The organism is Mariprofundus sp. KV (genome assembly GCF_013387475.1).
Classification (GTDB): Bacteria; Pseudomonadota; Zetaproteobacteria; order Mariprofundales; family Mariprofundaceae; genus Mariprofundus.
This window is the reverse complement of the sequence record NZ_VWNB01000012.1, coordinates 93,678-105,288: the sequence shown is the minus strand read 5'-3', so window position 1 is coordinate 105,288 and position 11,611 is coordinate 93,678. Positions and strand designations below refer to the sequence as shown.

Here is an 11,611-nt window from a genome sequence, read left to right as displayed (position 1 = left end):
AACGAACATCATGCACCGACGAGATTTTCTCGAACTGCTAATCGAGAAAGATCCTCCCGGAAAGCCAACATCAGCAGAAACTCATCGGCAAATGACGCTCATCCATGCTTAACCGGACAGCAGTGATTTTACATTTAAAATAACAACATGCTTCAGCAATAACTGAAGTCGTGACCTACCGCAAAATAATAGACACTAATTTAATTAAAAATTAAATTTTATAGAAGAGTCTGACCATCTGAATTGGATCAAACGAAGGCGAGTTTAAAAAAAAGCCCGCCATAATGGCGGGCCTCTCTATTTTGCGACTGAACTATTCAGATCAGTGTTTGATATCTTTCCAGACTTCTACCTTCAGACGCCAGAGAACCAGAGTCAGAAGCAGCAGGAAGCCCATCACCCAGCAGCCGATAGCACGACGAGTGTTCTGATGCGGATCACCAATAAAGGCCAGGAATGCTGCAACATCTTCAGCCTGCTGTTTCAGTTCATCGGTCTCACCAGCATCATGATCAAGCCATGAAAGCGGATCCGGCATACCGATACGGTTACCCGGAAACACCTTGTTCCAGCTACCATCAGGCACTTTACCCTCTGGATCATGCTCATAACCAGTCAGCAGTGAGTAGACATAATCTGCGCCACCACGGCGACCGGGTACGATCAGAGAAAGATCCGGTGGAGCCTTACCATAGGAAACAACCGCATCTTCAATGGCGAGATCAGAGATCATGCCGCTCATCAGTGACTTCTCACCACGTAGTTCATCTACCTGCTCACGGGTCAGACCGATTTCAGGGTAAGCCATCAGCCCACGGTAGGTGATGTACTTGGCTGAGTGACAACCCATGCAGACATCGGTGAATACGGTCAGACCGCGACGGATCTGCTCCTGATCAGTAACATCAATATTGGCATGCTCAAGTGCAGCACCACCACCACTGGCCACTGCCTGAGATGAGAAACCCATCACCATTGCAGCAACCGCTGCCATCACGAATTTAGTCATCTTCATGTTAAATCCCCTCCGGCACTGGTTTCGTCTTCTCGAATTTCGGCAGCAACGGCAGCGCGAAGAAGAAGAGGAAGTAGTATGCAGTCGCAATCTGACCTACAACTTTAAGCGTTGCAGTTGGTGCAGAGTGACCACAGTAACCCAGTACAATCACATCGATGAAGAACATAATCACCATGATCTTGTAGACCGGACGATAACGTGCCGAACGCACTGCTGATTTACATAGGAATGGCAACACAAACAGGATCGCAAGTGAACCACCCATCGCAGCCACACCAAGCAGCTTGCTCTCGAATGAACGCAGGATCGTATACCACGGAGTCAGATACCAGACCGGTGCAATATGTGCAGGTGTCTGCAGATTGTTTGCCGGTACATAGTTATCAACCTCGATGAAGTAACCACCCATCTGTGGGTTGAAGAATACGATGTAGCAGTAGAAGAGCAGGAAGAAAGCAACACCGAACGCATCCTTGAGTGTGTAGTAAGGATGGAAAGGAATGGTCTCTTCAGGCTTGTGAAGATCAATACCTTCAGGGTTGTTGGAGTGAACCACATGCAGAGCATGGATATGACCACCAACAATCGCCGCCAGCAGCAGTGGGAAGAGGTAATGCAGTGAGAAGAAGCGGTTCAGTGTTGGATCGCCAACTGCAAAACCACCGACCAGAATCTGGCCGATATACTCACCCAATACCGGAATCGCACCGAACAGGTTGGTAATTACCGTTGCACCCCAGAAGGACATCTGGCCCCAGGGCAGCAGATAACCGAAGAATGCAGCACCCTGCATAATCAGCAGGATGACAACACCGATGATCCACAGCAGCTCACGCGGAGCTTTGAATGAACCGTAGTACATGCCGCGACCGATATGCATATAGACCACAACAAAGAACATCGAAGCACCAACCGCATGCATATAGCGGATCAGCCAGCCGAAGTTCACATCTCGCATGATGCGTTCCACCGAATCAAAGGCGACGGTGAATCCACCGAATGTCGCTTCTGCTGATGGCTTGTAATACATCACAAGGAAAATACCGGTCAGAATCTGCAGCACCAGCACCAGCAGTGCCAGGGAACCGAAGTTCCACATGTAGTTGAGATTCTTTGGAGCCGGATATTCAGTCAACTGGGATTTAATGATCGCCCCAGCATCAGTTCGTCTGTCAATCCAGGCGAACAGGTCTGTTTTCATAATTTTATCTAACACTTTACCTCCCCCCTGAATTAACCGATCACTACTGTAGTGTCGGATTTATATTGGTATGGCATCACATGCAGGTTGTGCGGTGCAGGTGATCCATTAAGAACGCGTGCTGAAATGTCATAGTAAGAGCCATGACATGGGCAGTGCCAGCCACCAGCCCAATCGTCAGGAACAGAATCGCCCCACTCTTTACGGCCTTCAGATGGTTTAAACAGTGGAATACAGCCAAGATGGGTGCAGCTTGCCACCACAATCAGGTATTCAGGTTTAATTGCGCGGTATTTACGTTTTTCCGGTGTATCCATCCACTCCTGCTGAACTTCAGCAATGGCTTCAGAATTTGCATCCTTCAGCTTGTCGTCGTGGCCATCCACCTGTTTGAGCAGTTCCGGTGTACGATGCACTACAAAAACCGGCTTACCCTGCCACTGAATAGTGACCAGCTGACCAGCTTCGACTGTAGAGACATCAAACTCTGTTTTAGATGCGGCCAGTGTATCCGCAGCCGGCAACATACTGCCGATAAACGGAACAACTGTAGCGCCTGCAGCAACAGCCCCTAAACCACCCGCAGCAACGTAAAGAAAATTACGGCGCGACTGATTTGCTTGATCTGTCATAGACTCTCCTCCCCTCGTACATTTTCAGACTAAATCTAAAGGGTGCATGACTATCAGTGAGCATACTGACGGTCAACCTTTAATGAACGTGAAACCATACCCCATTCACTACCGCACTTCAAAAGAAAAAACCCGCCAGCCTTACGGCTGACGGGTCATGATCATCTGAATTAACCCTGCTAAAAAACAGGCTAATCTTACGCGTTGTCGGCCAGATCCCTGATCTCTTTAATTGCCTTGGCATAATCATCCGTATTGTAAACAGCAGAACCGGCAACAACTGCATCAGCACCTGCACCACCCACTTCAGCAGCAGTCTTCACATTGACACCACCATCAACTTCCAGCCATGCATCAGAACCGGCATCATCAAGCATCTTACGTGCTTCACGAATTTTATCGGTTACCGCATGGATATAGGACTGCCCGCCGTAACCCGGATTCACACTCATCAGCAGTACCAGATCAACGCAGTGCAGTACATTTTTAATGGTAGAGACAGGCGTAGCAGGATTCAGACTGACACCAGCCTTCTTACCATAAGAGCGGATCAGCTGAAGTGTACGCTCAAGATGCACACACGCCTCCTGATGCACAGTAATGATATCAGCACCGGCATTGGCAAAGGCTTCAATCTGCGTGTCCGGGTGATTGACCATCAGATGCACATCGATCGGCTTATCAGTATAGCTGCGGATCGCCTTGCAGATGTTGTCACCAATGGTAATCGGTGGCACAAATGAGCCATCCATAACATCAAAATGAATCCAGTCTGCGCCAGCTTCATCAACGGCGCGAATCTCTTCGCCCAGTCGCGCAAAATCGGCCGACAGAATGGACGGTGCAATTACAGTACTTTTTTTCATGGAAAGGCTCCCCTTAACGAATCCGGCTTTTTTCATCCTGCGATTGCAAGCGCAGAACAGAGGATCAAAAAAGCCAAATTCTATATATTCTCAAATTTTTGAGAGACCGCAAAATAGCGATTTTTGCATTATTCGTCCAGCGTGGATAACCATCTGCTCAGTGCAGTTATCTGTTTATCAGAGAGCGGCCCACCCACATTTTTGGCAAAGCCGGGCATGTGATGAGAACCTGTGCCGTTGGCAATCAGGGCAGAGAGAGCATTCACATCACCAATATGAGCCAGCGCCGGAGCCACCCCACCTTTGCCACCTTCACCATGACACATGAAACAGACTGCGCCATAGATATCACGGCCAGCCACCTTTCCTTTGGCTGGCTCAAAATGGCAGGACGCACACTTGCCATCAAAAATCGAACGTGTTGTTCCCGCCATATGCGGATTCGGACGTATGGTAAAATTAATCCAGGCCTTGCTGGTTTTGCCATCACCATCGGTCAACATCACCCACTTCTTAATAGCATCCTTTTTGGCAAAGGTGTCCACCTTCACACTTATGCGGGTAAAACCACCCGGCATCAGCAGTGACTCTTCAGGTTTAACCTCGGTACAGCCACAGGAGGCCTGCAGATCGACAATCTGCTGCATACTATTGCCGGAGTTGCGCACGCGGAGGTAAGCCACCGCATCATCACCCTCTTTCAAGGTGCCCAAATCAACAACTGCAGGTTCAAACACCAGCAGAGAGGTATGCTCCTCCTGTGCAAGCAGCGGCGGCTCTTCACTTGCCTGCTTAATCTGCATCGACTCTGAGCAGCCACTGATCAGTAAAACAAGCACCATCGATAAAAACAATCGAACCATCATCTGCACAACCACTTCTCCAGCACCTTGGGAATTTCAGTTTCACCCGTCATCATCATCTGCAACTCAGGCGCCTCGCATTGCAATAACAGCTCAATGGCTGAGGCCACCGATGCATCCTGCATGTCGGCATGCTGCAATGGCGTCAGCCACGCATCCAGCTCCAGCATACCCTGCCGGTTCAGACGATAGCGCATACGGCGGATATCAATTTCCGAATTATTCACGATGGCTTGTTAAAAACCATCGACGCGCCTATGGACGGGCACGCAAATCAATGGCTTGCAACGCAAGCTGTTGATTTGTGAGGAAAGAGAAAATGACACTTTTCTCTTTCCGTAAGAAAAAAAGCCACGGATGGTTTTTTTACGGTTTCATCATTCATCATGCTGATCAGGATTTACGGGCAAGCAGTTTGCGTTTGATATGATTGATCGCCGCTGTTGGATTAAGCTCTTTCGGACAGGCCTCCATACAGTTCATAATCTGATGGCAGCGATAGAGACGGAAGGCATCCTCCACCTGATCAAGACGGGCACCTGTCGCCTCATCACGTGAATCTACAATCCAGCGATTGGCGTGCAGCAGTGCAGCAGGGCCGAGGAAACGGTCGCCATTCCACCACCACGAAGGGCATGAGGTGGTGCAGCAGCCGCAGAGAATACACTCGTAGGAACCATCAAGTCTGGCCCGATCCTCGGTTGACTGCAGCCGCTCATGCTCAGGAACCGGGGTAATGGTCTGCAGCCACGGCTGAATCTGACGGTACTGATCAAAGAAGTGATCCATATCGACAACCAGATCACGAATCACATGCATGCTCGGCAGCGGTCGCACATGAATCGGCTGCTTCAGCCCGGCAATCGGTGTAATACAGGCCAATCCGTTAACGCCGTTAATATTCAGGCCATCGGAACCGCAAATGCCTTCACCGCAGGAGCGGCGATAGGTCAGCGTACCATCCAGATTCCATTTAATATAATTTAGTGCATCAAGCAGTTTCATGCCGTTATTGAGCAGAGGCACTTCATACGCCTGCATCACCGGCTTGCCACCCTTTTCAGGGTCGTAACGGAATATGGAGAGTCGGATCATCTCACGCATAACCTCCTCCCCTCCGCCCACCGACGGATTGAGTCAAAGCTCTGTAGCCAGCCATATCAATAAACCCTCTTTTTGGGCGGAAACGTCTCAACACTCATCGGCTGAGTGCGTACAGGTTTATAATCCAGCTTCACTCCGTCACTCCCGACAGTGGCCAGCGTATGTTTCTGCCAGAGCAGATCATCGCGATCCGGATAATCATCACGGGCATGTGCCCCGCGTGACTCGGTGCGTGCCAGTGCACCGGCAGCGGTAGCGCGGGCAAGGCCCATAAGATTCTCCAGCTCCAGCGCTTCAACCAACTCGGTATTAAACAGGCGACAGTTATCATCAATGCGGGCATTGGCCACCTCTTTTGCCAGCGCCTCGATCTGTTCAACGCCTTCACGCATCACATCCTCAGTGCGATAGACACTGAAGTGATCCTGCATAATCGACTGCATACGACTGCGTACCTCTGCAATCCGCATGCCGGTTACCTGAGCGGTCGATGCAAACCATTTCTCCACCCGATTCACGCCATCCTTCCAGCAGTCGCTATCAAGTGGAGGGTGGTAGCGCTTCTGCTTGAGGAATTCGATCACCCGCTCACCACAGGCATAACCGAAGACAACAATCTCCAGCAGTGAGTTGCCACCCAATCGGTTGGCCCCATGCACCGACACACATGCCGCTTCACCGATCGCATAGAGACCGGGGAAGACCCTGGCTTTATCATCACCATCGCTATAGACCACCTCGGTGTGCAGGTTGGTCGGCACCCCGCCCATGGTATAGTGCATGGTCGGCTGCACCGGAATCGGCGCTTTGGTGCAGTCCACGCCGGCAAAACGCAGTGCCAGTTCATGGATGTTGGGCAGGCGCTGCATAATCAGCTCTTCACCCAGATGATCGAGCTTGAGCAGCACATGATCCTTGTTCGGGCCACAACCACGTCCGGCACGAATCTCCAGCGCAATGGCACGCGACACCACATCACGACTGGCCAGATCTTTGGCTGTAGGCGCGTAGCGCTCCATAAATCGCTCACCCTCTGAGTTGAGCAGATAACCGCCTTCGCCACGTACACCCTCAGTAATCAGCGGCCCGACATCGGCAATACCGGTGGGATGGAACTGGAAAAACTCCATATCCTCAACCGGCAAGCCCGCATCAAGCACCAGTGCGCCGCCATCGCCGGTGCAGATATGGGCATTGGTCGTTGTCTTGAATACACGCCCTGCCCCGCCGGTTGCCAGAATCACCGCTTTAGCCTGAAACATGTGGTAGGCACCTGCGGCAATATCCCACGCCATCACACCGTGACAGCCATCTTTATCGGTAATCAGATCAAGGGCGAAAAACTCTTCATAAAAGTGGGTGCCGGCACGCAGATTCTGCTGGTAGAGGGTGTGCAGAATAGCATGGCCGGTTCGATCTGCCGCGGCACAGGTGCGCAGCGCCTGACCACCCTCTCCGAACTCGCGCGACTGGCCACCAAAAGCACGCTGATAGATGGTGCCGTTATCAAGGCGAGAGAAGGCCACGCCCTGATGCTCCAGTTCACGCACAATACGCGGCGCAGCCCGGCACATATATTCGATGGCATCCTGATCACCCAGGTAGTCCGATCCCTTGACGGTATCATACATATGCCAGTGCCAGTGATCGGAGAGCACATTACCAAGCGAGGCATTAATACCACCCTGCGCCGCCACGGTATGCGAACGGGTCGGCAGTACCTTGGTAACAATCGCTACGCGGTGACCCGCATCGGCCAGCTGCAGGGCGCAGCGCATACCGGCTCCGCCGGAGCCGATGATCACAACATCGTGAAAATGATTCACCACCTGATCGTTAGAGAGGTATGTCATGCAAACGCCTCCAGATATCTATTCATGGTGTTTGGATTTTGTTCGCAATCAAGGCGCAAGGAGCGCAGAAGCGGAGCGTATTTCTTCATACGGGAGCATTCGAGCACCGCAGCAACGCAGAGTGCGGACAAAAGACGAATGCCATGGATAGATATGTTCATGTCCAGGCCCAGATAATGGCCAACCACCAGATACCAAAACCGGTCATCATCACCAGCATCGCTCCGATCAGCGGTATGCGCCAGAAGATGCGATGAATATAATCCTCGAGAATCACCTTCAGACCAACATAGGCGTGAATAATCAGTGCCAGAATCAGGATCGTATGCAGAACTCTGGAGTAGATATGATCAATGATATCAAGCAGCGCCTGCTGATTGAGTGAGCCTCCATAGACTGAGACAAGCAGGAAAAACGGCAGAGGCAGAAGCAGAAGCAGGACTACAGCGGAGAGTCGCTGCCAGTACCAGTCGGAGAGACCGCTATGGGCTGAACCCGGCTCCTTTACTGTTCTCATAACAGCACCGGCAGCAGGAGTGCTGCAACAACTGCAGTGGCTATCACAGCAACAGCTGTATTGCGCAGCCCGGCGCGACTCTCAAACCAGCCGCTATCGATACAGAGAAAACGGATACCGTTAATAAAGTGGTAGACCAATGCGACACCCATCAACCAGAGAAAGAGTTTGCCCCAGCCCGAGTGCAGCCAGAGCAGTGTCGCATCAAACTGTTCTGTGCTGCCGGTCATGCCACGCAACAGCCAGAGGTAGATCGGTACAAACAGTACCAGCGCCAGACCACTGGCGCGGTGGGCAAGACTGGCGATCATGGTCGCATGCCAGCGGTAGATTCCCAGACGTGGTGATAATGGTCGCTCTTCTCTTTTCAGCTGATGCTGCATCTACGAAACCTCGAGATCACAGAAATTGGACACTCTCACCTCTCCCTGCCATCACCCCTTTCGAGCTTCTGGCGCATATCAGAGACAAGCTTAGCCAGTTCACCGGCAAGATACCATCCCCCCTTCGCTCCCGCCTTGGCATGCAGGGCCACTGTTGATGAGATCAATTCAGCCAGCGTGGCGCCATCACCTTTACGGCGAGCAAGCTGGGCACCGAGCATACCGGCAAGCACATCCCCGGAGCCGGCCACAGCCAGATGCGGAGAGCCAAACGGATTGAGGTAGATATCACGTTCCGGTGATGCAACCAGTGTTTCAGAGCCTTTCAAAACAACCCAGCAGTTATAACGGTTAACCAGACGCAGTACCGCCTGCTTACGATCATCCTGAACTTCACCGACATCACAACCGAGCAGCCGAGCCGCCTCTCCCGGATGCGGTGTCATCACTGTTAAAGTCGAACGCGTCGCAACCTTCTCCTGCAGAGCAGGGTTCGCAGCAACGATATTCAAAGCATCAGCATCAATCACCATCGGCTTATCAGATGCAAGCAAGGCGTCCAGCAGTGCCCCCCTCTCCAGTCCCCAGCCGGGCCCAACTACAATCGCATCAGCTCTCTGCCATGCCGTGCAGGATTCGGGATGTGCCATCACCTCCAGATTGGCCGATGCAACTACCGGCCAGACCGCATCGGGGCAGGCGATACTGGCAAGACCTGCGCCAGCGGCATAGGCACCAAGTCCCGCCAGTTGTGGCGCACCGGTATAACCGACTGAACCGCCGAATACCCAGACATGGCCGAAAAAGCCTTTATGGGAAAGGCGAGGCCTTGGCGGCCAGGCAGCTCTGAGGTATGCATTATTAATCAGGCATGTACTGTTAACACAGAAGCAGTTGTCATCATCCTCACAGTCACAGGATGCGTGCCAGCAGGATTGAATGATCTCATCACTGATGCCGATATCGGCAGCAGCAAGCAGCAGGCCGGTATAGTCACGCCCCTCCGCCAGCCAGTGCCCCCATTTGGAGGCGGCAATTGGCAGGGTAATGGTGGCATTGACTGCCGCACCCAACACGGCACCTGTATCGGCACAGATACCACTGGCGATATCGATGCTGATAACCGGACGGTCACAGCTGTTAATTCTGGCTACCGTCTCGGCCATCAATCCATCCAGCGGGCGGCTAAGCCCGGTGCCAAACATGCCATCAACAACCGTTACCGCACGACTAAGCCAGCGCTCCACCTCACAAATATCATCAACAGATGTGGCTTCCCTGATTTTAACACCGGAACTTATGGCCAGCTCCACATGGGCTTTGCTATCGCCCGTAATTGAAGCGACTGGAACCAGAGAAACGACGGTAACCTGAATACGGTACTTACGCAGATGATGGGCAGCGGCAAAACCATCACCGCCATTATTGCCGGGCCCGGCAAGAACCAGCACACGGCCGTAATCGGGCATATTTTTCAGCACCACACCGGCAACAGCACGGCCTGCACGATCCATCAGATCAAAGCCTGAAATGCCTGATGCTATCGCTATCTCATCCGCCCTGCGCATCTGGGCGGCAGTTAAAATCCGGGTAATACTCATTCACACCCCTGCGTCGAAAGCGTGTTGATTTCCGACGTCCCTCTTAACTTTTACTCACCGTCAATAGCTACAGCCTCTCTTTTATAAAGGGTAAGTGTCAATAGCAGAGCCCCGAAAAGATCAGCCAGCCAGTCGAAAAACGAGGCGTCGCGACCTGCCACAAAGGACTGGTGCCACTCATCACTGGCACCATACAGGGCACAGAAACAGATACAGACAAGCGCCAAAACAGCGGCTGTAAAACAGGCAGAGTCAGCAGTATAAAATCGCCCTGCACGCCAGAACAGCAGCGCCATCAAGGCATAGGCGGCAGCATGCATGAACTTATCCTGTATAGAGAAAAGATCGGGAACAGGCAGCATTGGCTGACTGGAGAGGTAGAAGATCAGCGCACAATAAGAGAGCAGCAGAGGCCCCCACAGATGAGAGATGAAACTGGCTGACTGCTGCTTAATGGCCTGACTCGGCAATGGCAAATGCCATAGCGATTCCATCATCATCGGTCAGGGAGAGGTGGACCGTTTGCACCCCTTGCTCGGCAGCTATCGTGGCAGCTACACCGTGCAGCATAATCTCAGGTTTACCGGAGGCCTGATGGATGGTCTCGATATCACGCAGTGTGATGCCGTGGCGAAAACCTGTGCCCAGCGCCTTGGATGCTGCCTCCTTGGCAGCAAAGAGCATCGCCAGGCGGCGCGCAACATTGCCTTTGGCTCTGGCCTGCTCTACCTCAGCTTCAGTGTAGACACGATCGATAAAACGATCACCGAACCGCTCGAGCGAGGCGGCAATACGGGCGATCACCACGCGATCCGTGCCGATACCAAAGATCGCCATCAGCGATCCATCACCGCTCTGAAATCGGCCACCGACCGGCTCAACCCTTTAAAGATCGCATCGGCGATAATGGCGTGACCGATATTGAGCTCTTCAATCGCAGGCAACTTACAGATTGCCGGTGTATTCTCCAGCGTCAGTCCGTGGCCGGCATGCACAATCAGGCCGATCTCACTGGCCAGCCTGGCACCCTCGGTGAGTGCCGCCAGCTCTTTGGCCTGCGCCTCACCGCTGTAGTTGGCATAGTGACCGGTATGCAGCTCAACCACGGCAGCACCGATCTCCCGGCTTGCCCTGATCTGCTCGGCAATCGGATCGATAAACATCGATACACGCACACCGGCAGCGCTGAGTCGCGCAACAGCTGGAGCCAGTCGCTCCATGTGCCCGACCACATCCAGACCACCCTCAGTAGTCAGCTCTTCACGCTTCTCCGGCACCAGACAGCAGGCAGCAGGCGCCAGTCGCTCGCAGATCGCCACCATCTCATCGGTCACGCCCATCTCCATATTCAGATGCAGGCCGGGTATTGCGGCAAGCCGCTCAATATCGTGATCCTGAATATGGCGGCGATCCTCGCGCAGATGCGCAGTAATGCTGTTGGCACCACTGGCCAGACAGATCGATACCGCATCCAGCGGATCGGGATAGGCTGTGCCGCGCGCCTGCCGGATTGTGGCAATGTGATCGATATTTACACCAAGACTGATCATCTTCTCTTCCTTTGATCTAAATT

Annotated in this window: 14 protein-coding genes; all 14 read right to left on the bottom strand. The window is 52.6% G+C overall.

The features are described from left to right. Positions 1 to 322 precede the first annotated feature (322 nt). Positions 323 to 1,015 carry a cytochrome c1 gene (locus F3F93_RS10750; protein ID WP_176959180.1) on the bottom strand — a complete coding sequence of 231 codons (693 nt, stop codon included), beginning with the start codon at positions 1,013 to 1,015 and terminating at the stop codon, positions 323 to 325. 1 nt (position 1,016) lies between these two features. Further along, positions 1,017 to 2,219, bottom strand: coding sequence for a cytochrome b/b6 (locus tag F3F93_RS10745; RefSeq protein ID WP_176959191.1), 1,203 nt, complete (start codon positions 2,217 to 2,219; stop codon positions 1,017 to 1,019). Between the two features lie 32 nt (positions 2,220 to 2,251). Beyond that, positions 2,252 to 2,851 (bottom strand): ubiquinol-cytochrome c reductase iron-sulfur subunit, encoded by a 600-nt coding sequence (petA, locus tag F3F93_RS10740; protein ID WP_176959179.1) that lies wholly within the window; start codon positions 2,849 to 2,851, stop codon positions 2,252 to 2,254. Positions 2,852 to 3,048: 197 nt separating this feature from the next. Beyond that, the gene (gene rpe, locus F3F93_RS10735) at positions 3,049 to 3,717 is read right to left on the bottom strand and encodes a ribulose-phosphate 3-epimerase (protein WP_176959178.1); all 669 of its coding nucleotides are present in this window, start codon (positions 3,715 to 3,717) and stop codon (positions 3,049 to 3,051) included. Positions 3,718 to 3,845: 128 nt separating this feature from the next. Next, the gene (locus F3F93_RS10730; RefSeq protein ID WP_176959177.1) at positions 3,846 to 4,583 is read right to left on the bottom strand and encodes a DUF1573 domain-containing protein; all 738 of its coding nucleotides are present in this window, start codon (positions 4,581 to 4,583) and stop codon (positions 3,846 to 3,848) included. Next, positions 4,580 to 4,807 (bottom strand): succinate dehydrogenase assembly factor 2, encoded by a 228-nt coding sequence (locus tag F3F93_RS10725; protein ID WP_176959176.1) that lies wholly within the window; start codon positions 4,805 to 4,807, stop codon positions 4,580 to 4,582. Before F3F93_RS10725 ends, F3F93_RS10730 begins: the two co-directional genes overlap by 4 nt. A 166-nt stretch (positions 4,808 to 4,973) precedes the next feature. After that, positions 4,974 to 5,684 carry a succinate dehydrogenase iron-sulfur subunit gene (locus F3F93_RS10720; protein WP_176959175.1) on the bottom strand — a complete coding sequence of 237 codons (711 nt, stop codon included), beginning with the start codon at positions 5,682 to 5,684 and terminating at the stop codon, positions 4,974 to 4,976. 56 nt (positions 5,685 to 5,740) lie between these two features. Further along, a complete protein-coding gene (gene sdhA / locus F3F93_RS10715) occupies positions 5,741 to 7,537 on the bottom strand; it encodes a succinate dehydrogenase flavoprotein subunit (RefSeq protein WP_176959174.1) in 1,797 nt (598 codons plus the stop codon). A 157-nt stretch (positions 7,538 to 7,694) separates the two neighbouring features. Beyond that, a complete protein-coding gene (gene sdhD, locus F3F93_RS10710) occupies positions 7,695 to 8,054 on the bottom strand; it encodes a succinate dehydrogenase, hydrophobic membrane anchor protein (protein WP_176959173.1) in 360 nt (119 codons plus the stop codon). Next, positions 8,051 to 8,437 (bottom strand): succinate dehydrogenase, cytochrome b556 subunit, encoded by a 387-nt coding sequence (sdhC, locus tag F3F93_RS10705; protein ID WP_176959172.1) that lies wholly within the window; start codon positions 8,435 to 8,437, stop codon positions 8,051 to 8,053. Before sdhC ends, sdhD begins: the two co-directional genes overlap by 4 nt. Positions 8,438 to 8,472: 35 nt before the next feature. Then, on the bottom strand, positions 8,473 to 10,038 hold the full coding sequence (locus tag F3F93_RS10700; RefSeq protein WP_176959171.1) for an NAD(P)H-hydrate dehydratase: 1,566 nt from the start codon (positions 10,036 to 10,038) through the stop codon (positions 8,473 to 8,475). 50 nt (positions 10,039 to 10,088) lie between these two features. Further along, positions 10,089 to 10,508: a VanZ family protein gene (locus F3F93_RS10695; RefSeq protein ID WP_241697104.1), complete on the bottom strand. Its 420-nt coding sequence runs from the start codon at positions 10,506 to 10,508 to the stop codon at positions 10,089 to 10,091. Next, positions 10,489 to 10,875, bottom strand: coding sequence for a holo-ACP synthase (gene acpS, locus F3F93_RS10690; RefSeq protein WP_176959170.1), 387 nt, complete (start codon positions 10,873 to 10,875; stop codon positions 10,489 to 10,491). Before acpS ends, F3F93_RS10695 begins: the two co-directional genes overlap by 20 nt. Next, entirely contained in the window at positions 10,875 to 11,585 is a 711-nt protein-coding gene (locus F3F93_RS10685) for a pyridoxine 5'-phosphate synthase (protein WP_176959189.1), read from the bottom strand. The genes acpS and F3F93_RS10685 overlap by 1 nt, the downstream gene beginning before the upstream one ends. Between the last annotated feature and the right edge of the window lie 26 nt (positions 11,586 to 11,611).